Consider the following 22,671-nt stretch of genomic DNA (forward strand, 5'->3'; position numbering starts at 1 on the left):
TATGGGAAAAAATTGTTACGATTCATAGTATCCCTTAGACAACTTTACCCCCAGACTGGTTTAGAGAGGAATTATAATCATGGTCTATCCCTCATTTTATCGGGTTATTCCCTTAAGTGTCGCTCTTCCCATGATCTTTTTAGAGATCGGGGTTGCTTTGCCTCCACCGGAGGACATTCCAGAAGAAGTCTTACGAACAGAAATTATCACCGAAGGGCGATCGCCGATGAATGGAGAACCCTTAACTGCAGCCGAATATGCTCAACTTCGAGAAAAATTAGCCCAAAGTCCCTATCCCCCTGAAATTGACTCAAAGTTACAAAATCTGATCTTTTTATTAAAAATTCGCAAAATGCTAAAAACTTTTGTGCCGTTACCCATTATCCCTTGATCTTTATCACAGTTGTTTTTGAGAGATTTCACTGTTGAGAATAAGAAAAAGAACTATAACAGTGTTATGGAAAAAAAATAATCAAGTTAGTTTTTGTAGGTCAATTATTGTGAAACTTTCAATTAATTTAGGAGTTCTTCTACAGGTAAGTATGGTGTTTGTCATTGCTTTTATTTTAGTGGGAGATAAAGTCTTACCCAATTCTGTCGGGAAAGTGAGTACCAATACTAGAGAGACTATTTATAAAACCGTCAGCCAATTTATTGCCCAAGAAAAAGAAGAATATAGAAGTTTAAAAGGAGATCAAGAAAAAGACAGCATTAAAGTTAAATTTGAAACAACCAATGAATTTTTCAATCGCGCCGTAGAAGCAGCCGAAAAACAAACCAATTCAAGTCAATAACCACTCGATACAATTTTTCCGACTAAGGTTGTTAGTTTAAAGGAATTTTGGGGAATCTTAAAGGAGAGGCATAACCAACCTATCACCGTTAAGGGTGAAGATCAATTACCTCAAAGACCATTGACTTAACGCTTATAAGGGAGTTTACTGTGTCAACTCATAAAATACTCGTCATTGATGATAGTAAAGTGATCCGGATGCGGGTTAAAGATATGTTGCCAGAAGGCAACTTTAAAGTTCTCGAAGCCAAAGATGGTGTTGAAGGATACAATCTCATCCGTAGCGAAAAACCCAACCTAATCATGTTAGATTTCCTGTTACCGAAAATGAGTGGTTGGGATGTTTATCAAGAAGTACAAAAAGAATATGATCTTAAAAAAATTCCCCTGGTTTTGATGTCAGGGCGAAAAGAAGAGGTCGTCGAAAAAATTACCGAACCCTTTGAATATTTTTCTTTCATCGAAAAACCCTTTGAAAAAAAAGCAGCTACTTGAGGCCATTAAAGATGCCATGGCCAAAGCTAGAAAGCATCCTAAACCCAAAGAATCACCAGTCTCCGCGCCTCAATCTACTGGAAATTTAAACGATACGGCTGCTATGGCCCAAGAAGTTATTTCTCTTCGTGAACAAGTTAACACCATGCAAGGGGAAATTGATCTACTCAAGAAACAACTCAGACAAGTTTTAGGTTTTCTCAGACAAAAAGGGTAGACTTTGAGATAATATCCCCTTGCTATTGCTTCTTAATTAGCAAGGGTTAATTTTTACTAAATCACCCTTATATTATCAAACGATTGACCTTAGAGGAATCATCCAAGATATTGTATTGATAATGGTCTAGTATGGTTATGAGTTCATGGGGATGATTAATGAGAAAATCTGGTTTTTCTTTTTCTAATGCTTCACTAGAGTTGAATCCCCAGGTTACCCCAACAGATTTGACATGGCTTTTTTTAGCAGAATTAATATCTCTTGTTTCATCCCCGATATACATAAACTCCTGGGGAAGAATTTGTTTTTTCTTTGAGTAGATTTTTAATAATTTTGTGTTTACCGAACAAGGTCGACCCTGTGTAAATAAAATCAAATAATTGATCTAATTCATGATTTTTGAGAAAACTAATGACATTATCCTCAGCATTAGAGGTGATAATTCCTAAGGTGTAGCCTTTATTCTTTAATTGTTTGACACAAGCAGGAATGTCCTTGATCGGTTCAAGGTCTTTGATTTTATGGTTAAGTTCAGATTTAACTCGCTTCAAAACAAACGGTATTTTAAGGGGAGAAATTTCTGATTGTTTAATGAGATCCCTTGCACTGAGATTTTTAAGTTTTTCCTGTTCTTGTTCATCAACAGGTTTATAACCAAACTCTTCTGATAAACTATTGGCAATAGTAATAAAAGCCTCATAAGTATCAGCAAGAGTCCCATCAAAATCAAAAACAATTACTTTGAGTGTCATTTTTTTGCGGGTTAACAATGAAGAGTAAGAGTGGTAAGAGAAATGAGACTTATTGCTTCTTTTCCCTCAAGAAAAGAACTATCACTCCAGATAATCTAAAATAGATAGGGACACAGGGTCATATGGTTCAGCCTAAGACTAGAGAGAAAATAGGCATAGAGGGAAATAGAGAACCAAACAAGTTCTAATCTCTGGCCAAATGTGCAATAAGTTAATTTCCCTATTCTTCTAGGTTAGCACGAGCATTCCGTTGCCACATAGTCGGTTTAATTCTTCTGAGTGCAGAGGCCGGAAATTGTTGTTGCCATTTTTCCTCGGTTAGATCGGCTAATTTTTCTAAGTCTGGGGCAATATTTCCAGAATAAGGTTGAAAATCCGAAAGATCAGTTTCTTGAGAAAATCGCTGATTCCAAGGACATACCTCTTGACAAATATCACATCCTGCTACCCATCCTTGTAAATGATCGGCGATCGCCTTAGGAAGTTGTTCGTCGCGATTTTCGATAGTATGGTAAGCAATACAACGATTAGCGTCTACCACAAAAGGATGAGCGATCGCATCAGTCGGACAAGCTTCTATACATCGCGTACAAGTGCCACAATGTTCTGTATGAGGCCTATCGGGAATTAAGTTCAAATTCGTTAAAATTTCCCCTAAAAAGACCCAACTTCCATATTCTCTCGTGATAACGTTACTATTTTTAGCGATCCAACCGATCCCGGATCGTTGCGCCCAGACTTTGTCTTGAATGGGTCCAGTATCAACATAGTAACGGATTTTAACCCCATTCTCTTCATTTTCTAACCATTGACTCAAAGCTTTGAGCTTTTTTTGCATCACTTTATGATAATCTCGTCCCCATCCATAGCGAGAGATTTTACCCTGTTTTTTATCTTCTGAGTGTTGATGAGGGGTATAATAATTAAGAGCAACGGAAATCACTGATTGAACATCTGGCATACATTGACGAATATCAAATCGTTTTGGGTTATGCATCCAGGCCATATCTGCTTGATACCCGAGGGCTAACCAAGCTTGAAGACGAGCAACAGCGTGATCTTGATAGTTAGTATCAATTCTAGCAATACCCACTTTATGAAAGCCAATTTCAAGGGCTTTTTGTTTAATTTTTTCAGTTAATTCTTGCATTTTAGAAATTCCCTTCTCATAAGAGAATATAATCAACAACAAGATCAATTTTGAATTAAACGATGTTTGACCATTTTGCCATGACTGGTTAACTTAAATTCAACCCCGCGCCAAATAACAGTGCGTTGAGTAAAGGCTAACCCCCAAAAAATTAAACCCACTGCATCACGAAAGGGTAGTAAATATAGATTTTTAATGGTTTCTTTATCTTGCATCGTCTGGGCTACCATCATAGCACTGATCATTCTGATAACGATAGTGGTCAATAATATTCCCAGTCCGATTAAATCCGATCTTAACAGGGCGAAAATTAAAGCAAAGGGAACCGAACGAATTAAAACCGTTGAAATAAAAGCAGAAGGTCTAGCTAAATAGGTATTTTGATCCCAATATACCTGATGACTCCACCAATTTTTCCAACTACTTAGGTCTACTACCACATCGATCATATAGGGTAAGAGAACCATTTTTTGTCCTGAAGTCCATACCCGTCGTCCAATTTCATAATCTTCGACTAAATAATCGGCCAAACTTTCTAAACCCCCTAATTTATCTAGGGTTGAGCGACGAATGGCAATGGATGGCCCCAAACAAGAATTAGAAGCCCCTGTTATCTCTGCAAACATGACACTGGGCATGAAGTCGGCATTCATAGTCAATAGTTCCATTTTTTCATACCAACTATCTGCTTTTGTCACTTTAAACGGAGTACACACACAACCGACATCGGGGTTAGCCAGAGGACTCACAATATTCCTGATATAATCAGGGCGTAGATTAGTATCACTATCGCTGATGATAATAATATCGTGACGGGCTTCTTCAATCGCTCCTAAGAGGTTGTTAACCTTACCGTTTGCCCCGGCTTCAACATTACTAATTACCACAGAAATGCGCTCAGAACCAAACTCCCTTTGGATCTCTTTTAAAATAGGGTAAGCTGAATCTTGAGGATCTTGAACCGAGTAAATCACTTGATAGTTCGGATAATCCTGAGTGGCAATGGTTCGTAAATTGCGTTTAAGATTCTTTTCTAGACCCCTCACTGGTTTTAAAACAGAGACGGGAGGAGTGAAATGGTTATTTTGATGAGGAAATCGTTCAAAAAACCGTTTAACCGTCGCAACCGTTAATAACGAAAAAATTGATCCACCGACAACGGGAATCAAACAAAGCCCTTGCAAGCCATCAATCATATTGAATAACAATTGTAATTGTCCTCACACAACGCGATTATCATCAGCTAATGATATTCTAAAAAAGATTATTATTTTGGTTGTCATGATTAGGAGACAAACGTAAACCAATCATCGGTTACTATTGCGTACACCTGTCCATAATAAACCAGCCCCAAAAAGAAGAATGCCTGCAACCCCTGAAGTTTCGGGAATTTCAACATTGACTCTGGCTGCTAGGTCACCCCGTCCAGCATTGTACTCTGGCAAGATATCGAGTTGTAAGATAGTTTCGTCAAAGTTATTTCCTGTGTCAAATTTAAACAGATCATCGGCATTACCAGGCGGTTCGGCTCTGTTAGCTATATCAAAAGCAAAGAGACTATCATTACTATTAGCTTGATCGCTAAACGCTAGACCTGCCATACCAATGTTCGGTGCGGTGTGTTGTAGGGTTAGTTCCCCAGATGCCGTATTCAAACTGTAGATGTCAGTTCTGCTACTAACAAAAAACTGTCTTTAAAATATTCTTCCCGTCAATACCATCGAACCGAATGGCAATATCAGTATTGTTGAACAGATCAAAGGGGGTATTATTTAACTGTAAGTTCAGTGGATTTCCTACTATTCCTCCTGTGGACGGATCGATTTTCAGCAATTGATCGTTTAAGGCATCAAGTGCCAAAAGAGTTTGATCAAAATCAAAGACAGCCCCGCGAATCTCTCGATTATTTAAAATAACACTGTTGTTAGTTGTTGCTGTTGCATTGGTTTTATCAAGAGTGAGCAGTCGAGATGTGGTGTTGTTATCAGTTAATTGAAAGGTAAATAGCTGATTTGACTTATTGATGGCTAATCCATCTGTATTAATTGTCGTGCCATCAAGGGTAATCGAGCCAATGTCCGTAAAATTCGTAATCCCTCCCGTGAGGGGATCTTCTTCAAAGGAAAATAGCCTGTTTTGGAAAGGAGTATCACCAGTCAGATCGTTGGATTTATTGCCGAAAAATGAAATAGAACCAGCTCTTGTTGCAATAAGGACAGACACACCGAGGGTGGCAACTAAAGATGGTAGTATAAACTTTTTTACCGCTTTCTTAACCATGATAAATTTGTCTATCTGAATATAAATATATTTAAGGAGATTCTAACTAATTTGAAGTTAAACAACAAGCTCATTCATACAATTACGAATAGTGAAGCTAAAATCACCAATGTCATCAAGATCATCAATATCAATAATCCCTTGCTTAGTCCCTTGATGATCGCCTGCTCAGTTTCCCCATTGACTTTGTAGACAGGCTCTCGGCTCATTGTGGGAAATAACCACAAAATAGGTCATAGAAAGTCTCCTGTTTCAAGGGATTCAACTCAATAAATTTGACCTAAGTTAATTTTCAATACTTAACAAATTAATGAATTATAATGGGAACAATCAAGCCAAGCAGAATTATGATTAAGCCAGTTAAAAAACCGCTCAACCGAGGATAACTTTTGACGGTTTTTTCTTTATTAGATAACTCCGTAAAATCAAACCAAGGAGCCACTCCCCGACGAAACCATCCTACGGTTCCCACAGGAGTTCCGATGAGTTTTTCTACTTGAGTGGCACCAAAAAAGAAGTTACCGATCGCACCAAAACGAGAGACATAACGAGTGAAAATAATCCCAGTTTTATCCTGTAATTTTAGATCCGAACCAAAAGTATAACCAGCTTCTCCTCTACCAATTATTTGGCCTTTGAGTCGAACGGGTTTACCCCTGACTGGACTACCATAGGGATCACACATCAAGGTAAAAATATCGGAGTCTTGAGCTTTTTTAAAGTCGGGATAGAGTAGAATGGTTTTAATAATAAATCCTGAACCAAACCCCAAAGCCATAAAACTGATTAATAGTTTATAGTTTTGCAAAGATATAGTTAACACCAAGCCGATTATTAAGCCCATCATTCCGCCAAGAATATGACTATTACTAACAATCAACTCAATGAGAAAAGTCGTCATTAATTTCTTTTTATTTAATTTATTCCCCTCTTTAATAACACTGGCCATATTAAACTGAGAACCAATATCCATTTGTTCAGCATAGGTAGATAAAGCTTGAATTCTTTTCCCGGTTAAGGGATGAGTTGAATTAAATTCGGTTAATTTTGCCCAAGGATTAAATAAGTCCCAAACAAAAACTTTTCCTAACCGTTGAACATCAGCACTACTCCGATAAATAGTTCCCGCAGCAGCAGCACTTTTTCCGTCACAAATTCCTAAAGCGCGAGTGCTTTCGAGTAATCGACTAGATTCTGCATTTTTTTGAAATTCTTCTGTAATGCCATAGGCAATTTTAATTAAAGCGCGTGATATTCCGTTAGGATTACCTGTTACTTCAGCAGCAAAATGATCGGCGTAATATTCCCTGGTTCGAGATAAATAAAGCATCAAATAAGTGCCAATAATATAAAAGAAATAGGCGACAATTGAAGCAACTTTTAAGCCATCTTTTAATCTATTATCACTGTTGCCTCTATCACTCCATCGACGGGCAAATAAATAGATTAAATAGGTAATCTGCACTAACGTAGAAGCTAAGGTCATAATGGCAAAGTCCCAATGGACAATGTGACCTAATTCGTGGGCGTAAACCGTGGCAATTTCATCATCATCTAAATAAGTAAATAAGCCTTCACTAACCACTAAACGAGCATTTCCTGGGAGAGAACCATAGGTAAAAGCAGTGGGGTTTTGGTCATCAATAATTCCTAAACGGGGATGAGCTAATTGTCTTTCTCGACACACCCGTAAAATCATCTCTGCTGTTTCGGGACTGTGTCGTTTAATCTCAGCTAAATTGACCCAACGGGTCTTATAAAGCCATTGTTGGGTAAAATCCATGATCACGGGAGAGAGAAAAAATGTTATCCCATTAAACACCAGGGTAACTGCCACAGAAATTATCAACCCTAACAGTGGATGTTGACTATCAAAAATTAAAAACACCCCTAACGACAGGGATAAAACTATCCCTAGCAAGAGAATAATGGTAAAACTAGAGGCAAAATTGAGGCTATCGGCGATTTTCGGCATCATTAATCTGATACCAGTTTGACTCGCTCTTCCTGCTATTTTAGTAAACTCAGGCTCGTTATTATATCCATTGTTCCTCATATCGTCTTGATTGACGATGGATAAAAAGCTTTTAGCCCATTCTTGAATTTCTCGGTTAGAATGCTTTTGTAGGGTTTGAGCCAAAGTGATAGCTTTATCTTGTTGTCCATTACCCCGATAAGCCCTCGCTAGGGCAATTAATCCTTGAACGTAAAATTCAGAATTGCGATCGGGATAATTTTGACAAAAATTCCCTAACAGACTGACAGCTTGGGAATATTGCTGTTTTTGTAAGGCTTGTAGTCCCTCATTAAGTAAATCTATTGACATGGGTTGCCTTTAAAGATTTGATCACAGTGTCTATATCTTAGAAGTACCCAATTTTTACTTAATAATTGACAACTTTATTGTTAAAATTGCTTAAGACTATTCCTAAATATTACATAGAGTCTAAAATTGTCTATTTTCTCACTCTTATTTTTCTATTTTAATGGTAAAAAAATGCAAGCTATAGCACTACCGACTAAACTTAGGAGAATGTACAAGACAAATGGTAGTTAGACAATATCCAAATCTATTTTGGTAGTGCTATGAGTCTATAAACATTAAGGTTTTGGTTCAGTTGAAAAATTCATAGTCTTCTTTTGACTTAATGTACTTAAAGATTTTTCTTAACTCTATTTGGTCATTTCTACTAAATAGACAGCATCATCAAAATGAGGAGGATCAGTTTGTTCTTCAAACGTCCATCCACCACTACCATCAGGAATGGGTTCATCTTTGACAAATTCAAACTCTACAAAATAGAGAACGATATTATCAGGAAGCGTAAAATCGTAAGAACCATCAGAAGCTTCTTTAATTAAACCTTCTTGGGTTAACTTATTAACAATGGTTGACGATGGAGTAGGGATAATCTGGTTTAACTTGGTATGATCGCTGTTATCGTTAGTAGCGAACTTAATATGATTTTGATCATTAGCTGAAATTTGATACTTTAGATAATCGCTACTACAAAGAGTATTTTCTTTTATATGAGCATTGGCCTTGTAGTCTTTAGTAAAGGTAACTGCAGGACCTTCTCCTATTCCATTAACTGTACCAGCAGCTAGATCAACAGCACCAGTCTCTGGATTGGCAATATAAAAATTAGTTGTTATATCACTACTGGTAGTAACATCATCTGAACAGGGAATATTAGCATAGAGAACTTTTATCGTTGCTTGACCCTTTTCTTGAAATAAAACAGATGACTTAACATTATAACGGGGTACACTTTCCCCACTACTACCAATAACTTCTGAGCGAGCATGGACCATAGTCGCTACGGTGTACTCCATCTTATCGGAATAACGGGTTTTTTTCTCTTTTGTGACAATATCGTCTTTGTTATAGCCTAAATGCTGGAATTCATCCAAAGTCGTCCCCAGAATATTAAGTTGCGCTAATTCTTTATCTTCCCGAACACAAACAAAAAATCCTTGAACATCGGCTTTTGCTTGGGGGAGACGATACCACTCGTTAAGCTCATCATCCCTGGCAATATATTCATCATCTGTGTCTTTAACATTAGGGGGTAAGTTTTGACACTGTTTTTGATCATCTTTTAAGTCTAGTGTCATCATGTCCACAAGAGCAAGACTTTTCCAGGCACTAGGATCTCTTTTTAGCTCGTCCTTATGATCGCCATTTTCGTTAAAATCTGGACCAAAACGTTTAATGACCCCAGGCCCTTTCCAAATTTCATCGTCAGCAACTTCGTCAACATAATAAATCACTCGTTCATAGACTCCATCAATTTTGAGAGCGAGAACGGGTGTTTTGGTTGTACCGTATTTTGCCCAAAACGTTGGGGCAAATTCTTCTAAATACTCCTGGCTTAATCTCGGCTCAATGGTTTTAGCACTGCGAATTTCTTCAGAAATAAACTCAGTGGCTCTGTTGAGATCATATTGCATTTCTCCGGTGGCATTGGCCACTTTATTTTCTCGTAAAATTGTGACTAAACCGAATCCGGCAACCATGACTACCACAAGGGTCATGGCAGCAGCAATCATCAATTCAGCCAAAGTCCAACCAGCAGAGGGTTGATGTTTTTGTAAGAGTTTTAGGTAAATTTTGAACATGATTTTTTTTAGTATTCTGTGATTTTTTTGCAATTTTCTCCATTGGGGGGATTATCAGATGCGTTGGCATCGTAAATGCCTATCCTCATAATGCCGAGTCCTTGGGTAATAACAAGACATCTTTTTACGCCTTGTCCTTTTTTGGGTTTAACAACAATGGTTTTACCAGTACCTGCCATATTCCCTTTAAAAGAAAAAGTGACACCCGCATCCATTGTGCTAGTCATGGCAATGTCAACGGTATCGGGTAATTCTCTCTCACTTCCACCTAAACAACTTGGATCGGCGGTATCAAGGGAAAAATAGTCATCCCCTGTGTTTTTCTGGATCGTAACGGTGCATTGTTTAGAGTTACGGATTGCTTGTTTTTGGGCATCTTGTAAGGCCAATTGAATTTGATCGAGTCCTTGTTTAACTTGATCCCCTTGTAGCATTCCCATTAAGCTAGGGGCACCGATCGCTGCAATAACCCCTGTAATTACCGCAGCAATGATGATTTCTAAAAGGGTAACCCCTCGGTTAGGGTGAGAAACCGCACTCAGCAACAGCGGCCGGAATAACTTCGGTATAGTTTTCGGCGATGATTGATTTTCTATCAGATTGATCGTCCCGTAGTTTGTCGTTGTCGTTATCTGTTTGATTGGGATCGGTGGGGTCATAGGGTTCTCCGACTCGGTAATAAACTTGTAAAACTTGGTGTGAAGTGGCACTATCGACGGTCATGATTCTGACAAGGCGATAGTCTTTATTAATGAGAGTGTTCTGATCACGAACAATTTGAACAACTGCTGTTTTTGCAGTACCGGCGACAGAGTCTTCCTGTTCGTCTAATACTGGTGTTTTATTGGTATAAAGAACATTGCCATCAGCATCGGTTTTAAATTGCTTAAAAGTTGAGGCTGATGAAAAAACTGTATTGGAATTAATGGCTGGATCAGATTTAGTATCAGGATTGCTATCATTGGCTAACACTGAATCCAATTCTCTAACCAAATAAGCCCCAAAACGGACATCTTCCATATTGAGAGAAAAAGGATAACAGAGGGCTGAGCGATCATCACCATCAGGGTTCAGAACGGAACTGGTTTCGATATAGTCGAGATCCATGTTGCTAGCAGTTGCCTGTAACTTCTCGATATCTTGTTGAATCAAAAAGTTAGCTTGAGCTTGTCTTTCTGATTTAACTCGCATGACAGCATTAATGGTCATCGCTTGTAAGGTTCCCATTAAAAAGGCTGAGGACACTAAAATGGCGATGGTAACTTCAAAAAGACTAAACCCTTGATCAGGTTTTGGTTTTGGGCGATGAAGGATGAGAGTAAATAGTAGTTTGTTCATGGTATTGGTACCTGGACAACAGTAAAATGAGTCATGGGTTTTTCTATAGCACTACTCATTATGGTTTGGGGGTTACAGAGATTCCTCGTTCCTCGGAATGACAATTAAAGATACAAAAAATGTCCTAACTAATGTTTGTACTGCTATAGTTACCTCTGGTTCCGTTTCCAACTGGATTGATTGGATAACAGAGGAGGGGTATTAGTGGGTTCTAATCCTAAGTCTTCCCATCTTGCGGTCTGAACTACCGCCGTGTTGCTCGTTTGTGAACCACAAGACTTATTGTTTGACCATTCTTTTGCCCAAACAGTCCCTTTTATCCCCCCTTCCCCGCCTCCAGTTCCTGCAGTTCCTACGGCGTATTCAGGAGCAAAGATAAAGGCTTCAATGCGTTTATTTCCTGCTGTACAAATGGTGTTTGTCGAATCACCAAGACCATAAATTTTAAAGTCAGTGGGTGAACAACCAAAGATAGGAGTCCCGTCGGTATTAGTGCAACTATGAGTAATGCCACTGTTGCTCTTAACTATCATGCTGCCGTTGAGATACAAAGTAACTTTTTTGCCGGGTTCGATGGTTAGGGAATGGGAACCAGAATCAAAGTTAATGTCTTCGACTTCGTATTCATAAACGTCAACAGTTCTATTGTTAATGGTTTTGCTGATAGGAGTGTCTCCAACTCTGGGTAAGGTAATGTCTCCTGAAACGCCAGCTAAGGTTCCATCTTTGTTTTCTCCGACGACTCCTAAATAAATGGCTGTCGAAGGGATTTCAGGGGGTTCAGGGAATTGTATGTTAGTGTGTTTAGCTTGGTAAGGTTGACCGGTTTGGGGATCGGTTCCTGTAACATTGAGGTTGTCAAGTTGGTCTTTGGTTAAGTTACAATTTCCCATTAACACATCCCCTTGAATCCCATTTCCTCCTGTACCGTCGGTGGGGTCATCGTTTAACCAGACTCCAGGAATGGGAGTATCTTCTACTGGCCCGGGAGAAACGGGAATTTCTACGGTTAGTTGACTCACGGAACCTGTCAGGTCGTTATCGCCCCGAATTCGTCCTTCTACGGTTAATTTACCCTCACCAGGAGCAACGCCAGGGTTGGCATATTCATAAGACAGTAAGCGATATTCTCCTTGTTTGGCATTATTAGGATCGATGGGTTGCCAGTCTTGGTTAAGGGCAATGTCTCGGACTTCTGTTGCTTTGGACGGTTCACAAACAGTCAGGTTAGGAACATTAACCGCATTGGCCCAACTGGGGGTGGTTCCGGTATCGCTACAGAGTCCGTTCGTATCTCGAGTGTCACAGTCAGGATACATAGCCAGGTAACGGTTTTCATTCAACAAGGAAAAAATACGAGTGGCTCCAACTTCGGCAGCGTTCATACTTTCTGCTGTGCTTTGTTGTGCTTGCACATGGCTTTGATTGGTTTGCGATCGGACAATCATCAAGGTTCCGGCTAACATCATAACCACACCAATGCCGAGGGCGAAAGGTAAGGCCATGCCTTGATTGTTATTAGAGTTTATTAAAAGGAGTTTTAATCTGGCATTCATGGGAGTGTGGGTGTAGGGTGTGGGGAGCAGGGAGTAGGGAGTAGGGAGCAGGGAGTAGGGAGTGATAATCTTGTAGAAATTTTTCGACTCCGAACTCCGAACTTGTGATGACTAGATTAATTACTGCTTAGTCGGGATCGCTGGAGTGATATTCTATGGTTTTGACATTAGCTGGTTGCCCAACGGTCATGGGTGGTGTAGGCTCTGGTGTTTCGATACCAAGGTCTAACCAATCTCCGGTTTGAACGACATGGGCCCCACTTTTACTATTAGAACCACAGGTTTGATTCCACGTTTTAATAAAGGCAACGCCATTAAGTCCGCCTTTACCGCCGCCACCTCCCATCATTCCTAAATCGGCTTTAGGGGCCCAGAGAAAAGCATGGAATTTTTTGTTTCCGTTCATACAAACAGAGGTGGTATCGTGTCCCCAAACTTGGAAGTCAACGGGTTTACAAGAACCTGTACAGTCAGGTAGTTTGAAAGCTTGTTTGATGCCATTAATATTGTCATCGCCAACATGAGCAATTTCTGTATTTTTGTCGACGTTACCGTAAAGGTGGAAAATGACTCGTTGACGATTTCCTGAAGCATCTACTGTTCTGATAGCAGCTTTAACACTTCCAAGACTGTTGTTAACTTTATAGTCATAGATACACAGTGTTGTGCCATCATCTAGAGTTTGGGTACGAGTGGCTGTATCACTGGATCGAGGAAATACTGTCCAATCTCCGTTTTTACTGGCATCAACTTGGGTTCCACAGCTACCGCTACTACCGCCACTGCCACTACTACCACTACTACCGCTACTGCCACTACTACCGCTACTACCGCTACTGCCACTACTACCGCTACTGCCACTACTACCGCTACTGCCACTACTACCGCTATTACCCTTACCCTTATTATTTTTGTTATTTTTAGCTAAAGCAACACCACCCAACATATTATTAAATGTTTTATCAAAAAATTCATTCATCCCATGAGCAATAGTATCCAAAGGACTTTGCTTAGGATTACTTGCTAAAGCTGAAGTAATATCAATAGGGGTGACACCAACATCAGTGATTTGTTTTTTATAAGTTTCTTGTAATGTTTTCTCATCAGGAAACTTATATTCTGCAACTTGAGCGAGTTTAAAGGTCGTACCTGATGGGAGTTCTCCATCTTTAATGGCTTCAGCAAGACCCCCTCCACTACCAAAAACTTTTGTATTAATTTCAGCGACTTTAGCTGCATCATCAGTTACACTACAATCATCGCCACCACTGCCTATCCAAACGTGAGCAGCAACAATATCATCTAAACCACTGCCGTTTTGAACCCACAACCCAGGACTGTCTCCTGCTTCGATCTCCACCTCATTTTCACTGAGGGGGATTTTAACTTCTAATCGAGTGGGGGCTTCTTTTAAATCATTATCTACATTGGCCTTAGCTTCAATGGTTAAGGTTCCCATCTCTTGTCCAGCTATAGCTGGTTGAAAGGTTGTGAATCTAAATTGGCCTTGATTAGGATTGGATTCATCCATCTTTAACCATTTATAATCTGTGCCATCTTTTTCAGTATATTTACCAATTTCTTGTTTAACTTCGTCCACTTTGGCATCAATTTCTGACTGGGTTAAACTTTGACCTTCACAAGTATTTCTAATCTGTGCTTCTAGTTTAGATTCAACGTCTGCATTCTGCCAATCATCCATCTCCATTTCTGCTAAAAAGGGATATTTCCCTAAGAGGTATTGTATTCTGGCAATGGCAACTTCTCCGGTGGTTTTACCTTTAGCAGTTGCTTCTTGAGCAGCTATTTTTTCTGTTTCACTACTGCTTCTGAGTAACATAACAGCCCCGGTTGCTGCCATGAGAACGCCGGCGGTTAACACAAATCCTAACGCAAACCCTTTGTTACTTCTACGGGAGAGGCGAGAGAGAAACAAAAAAGTTTCTGTGTATCTGGTATTCATAATTTTTGTCCTAAAGTTACTATAAAATATTGGTAGTATTCAGCACTGACTACGACAATATAGAGCTAGTTTTTACCCCCTAGCTCTGGTGCTTATTATCAGAGAGTCGGTCACCAATAGCAGTGATTAAATGGGCAATAATTTAGTGATAGTGATCACTTCTCTATTATTCCTATGAATTTATTAAATAAAAACAGTAAAATTAAGGATTTTTGCGCCTATAATCCTCAGTAAATTTTGTCGACAAAAGATTGATTCCGTTAAGTTTAGGTATTGATTACGTAATCTTACTGAGATTGCTGGTTTCCTACCCCCCTGCCCCTAACCCCCCCTGCCCCCCTTTTAAAGGGGGGTGTGGGGGGTTAGGGGATAGAGGAAGGTGCAAGATGTGAGTTGAAGGAATTAATATCTTAGTTAGATGAACGATTCTGATGTTGTTGCCAGTTTATTTTTGCTTCTTGTGCCATTGGATACACTTGAGTATCATTAGGAACTAATTCAATGGTTTCAATGGCTAAGGTTAATTGTCCTTGTTGGGCCCTGGTTTGAGCTAATTGATATATATTTTTACTTAATTGTTCAATGAGTTTTCTGGCATGATGATAGCCTAACTCTTTTTTATCTAAGTGTTTTAGGAGTCTAATGGCTCGGTTATAAGATGATGCTTGGTTGGGTTCAATTAAAGATAGGGCAGCTTCGATTAAAACTTGATTATCTTGTTGTTTTTGACTAAGGGTTTGCCACTCTTTTAAAGATTGTTGTGCCAAGTTATAAAGTTGTTGATTATCGGGAGGAACGAGTTTAACGGCTGCGATCGCCCCTTGAAAATCTCCTATAATCGCCCTTCCTTGAGCTATATCTAGGATCATTTGACTCCATTGCTTAATTTTGACCTGAGCTTGCTGATACAGGGCTGTATGGGGCTGTATTTGTCGAGCATAGTTAATGGCTTCATTTAACTGGGATGCTTGCTGCATACTTAGGGAAATTTTCCCATAGTCTAAAATTTGTTGATTTTCCTGTATTTTTTGGTAATTAATGGTGTTAAGATGTTGACGAATTTTCAGAGACATCCACCATAAAATGACTGTTATTCCTAATATTCCTCCTATCCATAATAAGTATTTTCTAATAGGTGACTTTTGTGGGGTTTGAGTCGTTGTTTTTGATGTTGAAGAGACAGAAGATACAGCAGTAGAAATGGGTTTATTATTAGTTTCTGTCAGAGGGATATTTAAGGATAGTTGGGGCTTAAAAGGGGTTGGTGGTACTTTAGGTAAAATTAGGGTGCTTGTGGGCTGTTTTTCAGGGGTTTGAGGGGACTTGTGTTGAATTTTAAAAGATAAATTTTTATTTTCTTGAGGGTTGACGACTTGCTTTTTAGAAATGGGTAATAGGGGTTTATGGCGAACTTTTTCAGGACTAATAATAATGGGAAGGGCGATGGCTGGAAAATTCTTTTGATGGGAAGGATTTAATCTTTCTTTTAAGTAGCAGTCTAGCTTATGAAGGGTTAAATGATGACTATAATAGCGCAAGGCTTCGGTTAATGCACTAATAAAGATACTTTTTTCTGCACTGATGCTTTGATAGACAGGGGAACGACAGGAAAAAATTAAAGAAATGTTTTTTTTCTGAGCTAAGTCTAAAGTAATTTGTCCTAGTTTACCATCTTTTAAAGGGTTTTGTAAGTCTAGAATAATTAGTAAGTTTTGGCTGTTATATTGTAATTTTTCAAAAAGCGATCGCACTTTTATGGCGGTTTGGGGAATACTGTTTAAGTTACTATCAATAGGAAGTAAGTAGTCATCTCCTTGATAATTAATACCGTATCCTTGAAAGAAAAACCAACAATATTCAACTTTAATTAAACTATCATTAATCCATTGTAAAATGTTATCTCGGTTAGGATAAGTTGAACGTTTTCCTGGGGAGGGAGAGGTATCCGTTAGTAATAATAATTGATGGGATGGGATCTTAGCTTCTTCAAAGAAATAGCGATAAAGTGCTTGTGCGCTATTTTCAGCCCCGGTTAAAGGTTGATAATGTAAATAGTCTTCTATTCCGATACATATAGCACGAAAATTATTCATAATAACTATGGTTTTTTCTTTGTTTCCCCATCTTATTGATGAGACTTATTAAACAAAGATACCGTTCCCTATTTCTTGATGAGATTATAAAAACAATCTGAAAATTTATTGATTATTTTTAGTCCATTCTTCTGGTTGTCTATCTACTGCATACTGAAAATTTTTCGGAACTAAATTAAGGGTTATTTCTTCTGATGATGAGGAAGGGGGATCAATTTGAGCATATAATAATTCTCCTTGAAAATTGGGTTGACCTAAAATTATTTTATGTTGTTTGTTATTATCAAGTTCAATGATAATTGTTCCTAGGGGTTTCTCTAAACCATAGTCTTTTTTTTGATTTTCAGGAACGGTTAAACTTCTCTCACTTTCACTGGTAACTAACAGATTAGTTAAAAAAGAAATCACTGCATCATTAGCAACTGTATCTTGGGGTTCTTTCATTTGCCAAGGTTGATTTTCATCACTGGTTTTCTCAAATTTATAGGTTTGATCTTTGCTTTGAATAGTTAATGCTTTGATGTCATCTTCCTCGAAGGTAAATAGTTGTTTGTTGGTAGCTTCAATTTGTTCTTGTTGGGGATTAATTTGCAATTCATAGACATAAACCCCAATCCCTAGAATAATGGCAATTCCTAATAAAATCCATGTGGTATTTTTTAACTTCATAATTAACCTCTTTATTGTTAATTTTATCTTCTTCGCCACCAGGTTATTCCAGCAGCAATTAAACCTAACAAAGGAACAACCCCTAATGACAATATGGTGATTAAATTAGCTTGTACAGGGGATAAATTAAGTCTTCTATCTTTCGCTTCTCTGGGACGAATAGATAAGGGTTGATCATCTTGATTACTTAACCATTGTACAGAGTTTAAAAAGACATCTCCGTTTAATTGTTGATTAAATAAACTATCAGTAGCAAAGGTGGAATTACCAATAATGACTAAACGAGACTCTATTTTCTCTTTTTCAGGGTTATTATTTTGCTCATTATTAGAAGGGTTAGAAGTGTTTTCTTCTGTTTGCTTTTCAGTGGTTTCATTGTTAACGGATGAGTCGGAGTTATTAATATTTTCTGTTTCCTCTTCATTTACATCAGATTGATTATTAATGGTGTCACTATTGTTATCATCCTTTTCTTGTTCAGTATTATTATTAACTTGATTATCAGAAGAATCTGACTGATTTTCTTCCTCCGTTTCTTGTTCGGAATTATTGTTATTTTCTATTTCCTTGTTTTCAGATTCATCTAAGTTTTCAATCCCTTCATTTGTTTCACTATTTTGATTGTCTTCTTTTGTATCATTAGTGACAACTTCTTGATCAATTGTACGGGTTAATGCTACTCCTAAATCAAAAGGTCCGGGAATATCTTCTTGAGGATCAAAAATAACTTCTTCTGATTCTAAATTACTTTCAGCCCACATTTGTTCGTTAGTGACTAATAATGAGGTTGCTTCGACATTTTCAACTTCAATAGTATCAACGGGACGAGATATAGGATAGAAAGAAATGCTATTAGCAAATTCTTCTGTAATAGGATGGTTTCCGTAGTTGGTAATAAAAGGAGTTGTTGGCCCTAAACCGACAACATTTCCTGATCCTGAACCGTCTATAATAATACGATTATCTAATTGAATTCCCCAGTCTTTTAGTATCGGTTCTAACCCTGCATCTGAGGTAGGATCAAGTAATAAGAAGAGGTTACCCCCTTGTTCAGAATATTCTTTTAATGCTGTCACTTCTTGGTCAAATAATTGACGTTTGGGACTTGCAATAATAATGACATCTGCATCATCAGGAATACCGGCATTTTCTATTAAGTTTAAGGGTTTTACTTCATACCCTTTACTTTCAAGACTATTGGTTGCTTCTGATAAACTTCCTTCGGGAGAGGGTTCTAAAGAATATTCTCCATGGCCTTGTAAGATATAAACGTTTGGGATATAGTCTTTCTGGATTTTTTCGATCGCATTGGTTAACTTGATTTCTGATAAGGGTTCCCTTTGGTTGAAAACGATTAAAGTTTGAACTAATTGTTTTTTATCTCCATATTCTAGATAAACATCTCCTAATGATTGAACATTAAACTGTTGAGTAAGTCCCACTTTTATATCAGGATCAACTAATTCAAATTGAAAGTTATTATTGTACCGTTGGTAGTTTTCTAATAAGTCTTCGTCTTGGGGAGTTATGTCTTTATCAAAAACATAAACTTTCGTCGGTTTATCTAGATTTTCAACAATTTCTTGAGTTTCTGGGGATAAAGTGTAAAGTTGGGTTTCAGTTAAATCGATTCGAGGAGAATAACGAACTGCAATAAAATTAATTAATGCTAATATAATCACCAAGGATAAGACAGAAACAAACGCATTTGTACTTGTTTGTGTTGATCTTTTTTGCCAAAAACTTCTTCCTGTTACTAATAAGTAGATTAACCAGATAAATAAGCAAACACCACCAACAATCACTAAAGTGAGATAAAGTACACTTTGAGTTTTAGTAATAAAAATAGGAACTAAACCTGCAACGGTTAAAATTAACCCAGGAATGAATAAATATTTAAGAATAGTTTTGTAGTTGCTTATCTTTTTCATATTTCAATAAAATTTATTTTTTTATAACACTTTTAAGAACGTTGATAACGTAACGCTTCAATAGATTGTGCAGTTAAGAAAATACCTAGTAAAATATAACTAGCAAATAAAACTAAACTACTGACATCTAATACTCCTTTCACTAAATCTGTATAACGATCAAACAAAGAAAGATAGGATAAAATGCTTTTAAAGGGTTCTTGTAAATTAGCGGCGATCGCATCCATAATCCATAAAAATAAGACTAAAATAAAGGTCAGAATATAAGCTAAAATTCCGCTATCCGTTAAAGAAGAAATGAACATTCCTAAAGAAAGAATAGCAGTAGCGACCAAAATCAAAGATCCATGAGATAATAAAATAATATTCAAATTAACAGGAGGACTAGCATTACTAAAGATAATAATCTCATAAATCCAAAATGGTATCATTAAGACAATAAAAAAGGCTAAAACTCCTAATAATTTTCCGATAGCAACCACCCAGTTTGTTACGGGAGATGTGGCTAATAATTCTAAGGTTCCCCGTTTTCTTTCTTCGGAATATAATCCCATCGATAAAGCAGGTAATAAGACTAATAAAAGAGAAATAATGACTCCAAAAAAACTATCTATAAATTGACCTGGTACGTCCACAGGGGTGGATAATTGGCCACTTTGTTCTAAAAATGAGAGAGTTTGTAAGATTTCTTCTAAAATAGCACTAAAAAAGAACCCCCCGATTAACCAGAAAACAGCAGCGATAATATAGGCAAAGGGAGAGGTAAAATAACTTTGAAATTCTTTGCGGAAAATAGCAATTAAATTAGTTAGTATCATCTCAAGAATAGTTATGAATTTTCTTCGATATCAGTGGTTTCTAAAGATTGTTCTTCTTGTAGTTCCATAGATGATTCTTCGGTAATTAGGTTCAAAAAAACATCTTCTAATGTAGCACGAGTTCGCTTCATTTCATGTAATCCCAGTCCTTGATTAATAATTAAAGCAGCAATGTCTTTTCCTATTTCTTGATGGGAGTCAGTGGTTAATAATAAAAGATGACGTTTGGTTTCACTATTAGATTTAATTTCTAATTGAGTGATACCAGGTATATCTTTTAACATCGGTTCTAAACTGAAGATATCCCCTTCTATTTCGATTTCATACCCTCCTTTTGCGATTAAATGGGACATTAAATGATCAGGGGTATCCGTTGCGACGACTTTACCCCCATTGATGATAGTAACGCGATCGCAGGTCATACTGACTTCTGGTAAAATGTGAGTCGATAAGAGGATGGTATGTTCTCCTGCCAAACTTTTAATCAGGTTACGCACTTCAATAATTTGTTTCGGGTCAAGTCCCACGGTGGGTTCGTCTAAAATGATAACCGGGGGATCATGAACAATGGCTTGAGCAATACCCACTCGTTGTTTATAACCCTTAGATAGCTTACGGATCAAAACTTTGCGCTTATCTTCGAGTTGACAGCGTTCGATGGACCAATTTACCCTAGAATGGCGATCGCCTGATGGGACTCCTTTAATTCGGGCCACGAACTTTAAAAACCCTTCTACTGTCATATCTGGGTACAAAGGAGGGGTTTCGGGAAGATAACCGATATTTTTTCTGACTTTTAAAGACTGTTCATGAACATCGTATCCTGCAATTTTAGCGGTTCCGGCCGTCGCAGGGATATAACCGCTTAAAATACGCATGGTGGTGGTTTTTCCTGCACCATTGGGCCCCAAAAAGCCGAGAATTTCCCCTTTTTCTACAGAAAAATCTACATCTTCAATGGCCGCAGTTGATCCATAAATTTTACTTAAGTGTTCGACTTCAATCATGAATTGATCAGCATTGAAACATCAATAATAGTTTTATTATGACAAAAGCTTGAAATAAGGTTAGGTGACTCTAGGTAATAGACTGTAGATAATACTTAAAAGTTTCTCAACTTAGAATGGCAATAGGGGGAATTTCCCCCTACTCAAATTGTGATCTTTGCTAAGTTATCTTATGGCCATTGAACAACACGCATAGTGCTATCAGTTAGGGCAAAATGGTCATTATCACAAACATTAAATTCACCAAACCCTCCTGGGGGAACTTCTTGATAGTTTCCATCTCTAGCAAGAATATCGTACTCACAAGTATTTCCTGTAATGATAACCGTAGCACTATCACCTGGTTTTAAGATGCCATCGAGTTGATTTTGTCCCCAATATCTTGACCATTCAGGAGACACATATAATTCGGTGAGGTTAGCTTCTGTGTGATTATGGATGGTTAATACTCTTCGTTGGGCCTTGGCTTTTTCTCCACTGCCTAAGACAACGGGGAGACTCATTAAGGAGACAATCCCTAGATTAATCAATAATTTGCGGTAATTCATAGCAAATCCTCCACTTACATTAAACGGATAAGAATCGACTTAATAAGGGCTTTGTCCCCTTAAAAAACTGCATTCTTATCAGGAAGAGATTCGCTCCGCACACCCTTTTATTTTTATGGTAAAAGGGTTATCGTTTAAATCGAAAAAAAAACTAAAAATTGACAAAAAAATTAATATTTAGGAGTTAGAAAACGTGAGTGAACAATGGTCACGGCTCACTGTTCACTGCTCACTGACTAAGGTTTTATTTCCACCGATAAGGAGGTTTGGGTTTGTTGATAGACGGGAACGACCGTTGCATTCACTCCCTGATTTTTTAGTTCTTGAACCCGTTTTTCTGCTTGTTGAGAATGTTGAAACATTCCGGCATGAATCACCCCTTCACTTTGACGAATAAAGGCCATGGGTTCAATGGTTTTAACTTGGGATAATAAAGAGGGGTTTTGACCGGCTACTTCAACGCGATAAAAACTAGGGTTTTCAGTTGACTGGTTATTGATATTCTCTATGGTAGCGGTGGGAGGTTCATTATCGAGGGTTTGAGCCGGTAAAGTTTGGGGAGCTTCAAAGGTATATTCTTTAATCGGGGTTGAACTATCATTGCTGGCCGGAGTGACTTCGACAGACATGGCCCGAACGGGTTCAGAAGCCGGTTGAGGACTCACCATTTTAGGTAGAGGAGGTGGGGGTAACTGGCGGTTAGACGTGGTTTGTGCCACAGTGACAGAGGTCGAACCCACCGTTAAGAGTAAACAACCTATCCAAGTTGAAGACTGTTTTAAGTAAGAAGGGAACCTGGTTCTTTGCTGAGCAGTCCTTAGAAATAAGCGATGGCAAATTTTAAACATAGTATAAACCGTAAATAAACACATCCTCACACCGTCAACAACATAAATTTTGTTGTCTTCGGTTTAGTTACTCATCATTGTAATACTGAAA

General features: G+C 38.0%; 19 protein-coding genes and 2 pseudogenes. 3 read left to right on the forward strand and 18 right to left on the reverse strand.

The window, feature by feature from the left end; all coding sequences use genetic code 11:
* Positions 1-79 precede the first annotated feature (79 nt).
* The 3 genes and pseudogenes from C4E06_RS00120 (at position 80) to C4E06_RS00130 (ending at position 1,505) form a co-directional block, all read left to right on the forward strand.
* Positions 80-391, forward strand: coding sequence for a hypothetical protein (locus C4E06_RS00120; protein WP_107666216.1), 312 nt, complete (start codon positions 80-82; stop codon positions 389-391).
* A 109-nt stretch (positions 392-500) separates the two neighbouring features.
* Positions 501-794 (forward strand): hypothetical protein, encoded by a 294-nt coding sequence (locus C4E06_RS00125; RefSeq protein WP_198648172.1) that lies wholly within the window; start codon positions 501-503, stop codon positions 792-794.
* 149 nt (positions 795-943) lie between these two features.
* Positions 944-1,505: pseudogene (locus tag C4E06_RS00130) on the forward strand (response regulator).
* 67 nt (positions 1,506-1,572) lie between these two features.
* Here C4E06_RS00130 and C4E06_RS00135 read toward each other — a convergent pair.
* The 18 genes and pseudogenes from C4E06_RS00135 to C4E06_RS00220 all read right to left on the reverse strand — a co-directional run bounded on the left by C4E06_RS00135 (position 1,573) and on the right by C4E06_RS00220 (position 22,580).
* A pseudogene (locus tag C4E06_RS00135) lies at positions 1,573-2,257 on the reverse strand (HAD hydrolase-like protein).
* Positions 2,258-2,477: 220 nt separating this feature from the next.
* Positions 2,478-3,407 (reverse strand): tRNA epoxyqueuosine(34) reductase QueG, encoded by a 930-nt coding sequence (gene queG, locus C4E06_RS00140; RefSeq protein WP_107666217.1) that lies wholly within the window; start codon positions 3,405-3,407, stop codon positions 2,478-2,480.
* A gap of 44 nt (positions 3,408-3,451) precedes the next feature.
* Positions 3,452-4,603, reverse strand: coding sequence for a bacteriohopanetetrol glucosamine biosynthesis glycosyltransferase HpnI (gene hpnI, locus C4E06_RS00145; protein WP_107666218.1), 1,152 nt, complete (start codon positions 4,601-4,603; stop codon positions 3,452-3,454).
* A 111-nt stretch (positions 4,604-4,714) separates the two neighbouring features.
* Positions 4,715-5,062 carry a hypothetical protein gene (locus C4E06_RS00150; protein ID WP_107666219.1) on the reverse strand — a complete coding sequence of 116 codons (348 nt, stop codon included), beginning with the start codon at positions 5,060-5,062 and terminating at the stop codon, positions 4,715-4,717.
* Between the two features lie 22 nt (positions 5,063-5,084).
* Positions 5,085-5,687, reverse strand: a complete 603-nt coding sequence (locus tag C4E06_RS00155) for a hypothetical protein (RefSeq protein ID WP_107666220.1) — start codon at positions 5,685-5,687, stop codon at positions 5,085-5,087.
* A 307-nt stretch (positions 5,688-5,994) separates the two neighbouring features.
* A complete protein-coding gene (locus C4E06_RS00160) occupies positions 5,995-8,013 on the reverse strand; it encodes a M48 family metalloprotease (RefSeq protein WP_107666221.1) in 2,019 nt (672 codons plus the stop codon).
* Positions 8,014-8,360: 347 nt separating this feature from the next.
* A complete protein-coding gene (locus C4E06_RS00165) occupies positions 8,361-9,809 on the reverse strand; it encodes a Tfp pilus assembly protein FimT/FimU (protein WP_107666222.1) in 1,449 nt (482 codons plus the stop codon).
* An 8-nt stretch (positions 9,810-9,817) separates the two neighbouring features.
* Entirely contained in the window at positions 9,818-10,354 is a 537-nt protein-coding gene (locus C4E06_RS00170) for a Tfp pilus assembly protein FimT/FimU (RefSeq protein ID WP_107666223.1), read from the reverse strand.
* Positions 10,329-11,147 carry a hypothetical protein gene (locus C4E06_RS00175; RefSeq protein ID WP_107666224.1) on the reverse strand — a complete coding sequence of 273 codons (819 nt, stop codon included), beginning with the start codon at positions 11,145-11,147 and terminating at the stop codon, positions 10,329-10,331. The genes C4E06_RS00170 and C4E06_RS00175 overlap by 26 nt, the downstream gene beginning before the upstream one ends.
* A 149-nt stretch (positions 11,148-11,296) precedes the next feature.
* Entirely contained in the window at positions 11,297-12,703 is a 1,407-nt protein-coding gene (locus tag C4E06_RS00180; RefSeq protein ID WP_107666225.1) for a hypothetical protein, read from the reverse strand.
* A gap of 127 nt (positions 12,704-12,830) precedes the next feature.
* Positions 12,831-14,666 (reverse strand): hypothetical protein, encoded by a 1,836-nt coding sequence (locus C4E06_RS27245; protein ID WP_157951091.1) that lies wholly within the window; start codon positions 14,664-14,666, stop codon positions 12,831-12,833.
* Between the two features lie 410 nt (positions 14,667-15,076).
* A complete protein-coding gene (locus tag C4E06_RS00190; protein WP_107666226.1) occupies positions 15,077-16,759 on the reverse strand; it encodes a caspase family protein in 1,683 nt (560 codons plus the stop codon).
* Between the two features lie 105 nt (positions 16,760-16,864).
* Complete coding sequence (locus C4E06_RS00195) at positions 16,865-17,428, reverse strand: DUF4340 domain-containing protein (RefSeq protein ID WP_107666227.1); 564 nt, start codon at positions 17,426-17,428, stop codon at positions 16,865-16,867.
* 23 nt (positions 17,429-17,451) lie between these two features.
* Positions 17,452-19,359 (reverse strand): Gldg family protein, encoded by a 1,908-nt coding sequence (locus C4E06_RS00200; protein WP_107666228.1) that lies wholly within the window; start codon positions 19,357-19,359, stop codon positions 17,452-17,454.
* A 32-nt stretch (positions 19,360-19,391) separates the two neighbouring features.
* A complete protein-coding gene (locus C4E06_RS00205) occupies positions 19,392-20,177 on the reverse strand; it encodes an ABC transporter permease (RefSeq protein WP_107666229.1) in 786 nt (261 codons plus the stop codon).
* 11 nt (positions 20,178-20,188) lie between these two features.
* Positions 20,189-21,184 (reverse strand): ABC transporter ATP-binding protein, encoded by a 996-nt coding sequence (locus C4E06_RS00210; protein WP_107666230.1) that lies wholly within the window; start codon positions 21,182-21,184, stop codon positions 20,189-20,191.
* A gap of 170 nt (positions 21,185-21,354) precedes the next feature.
* Positions 21,355-21,732, reverse strand: a complete 378-nt coding sequence (locus tag C4E06_RS00215; RefSeq protein WP_107666231.1) for a hypothetical protein — start codon at positions 21,730-21,732, stop codon at positions 21,355-21,357.
* 236 nt (positions 21,733-21,968) lie between these two features.
* Positions 21,969-22,580, reverse strand: a complete 612-nt coding sequence (locus C4E06_RS00220) for a hypothetical protein (RefSeq protein WP_107666232.1) — start codon at positions 22,578-22,580, stop codon at positions 21,969-21,971.
* Positions 22,581-22,671 lie beyond the last annotated feature (91 nt).

Source organism: Cyanothece sp. BG0011 (assembly GCF_003013815.1).
Lineage (GTDB): Bacteria > Cyanobacteriota > Cyanobacteriia > Cyanobacteriales > Microcystaceae > Crocosphaera.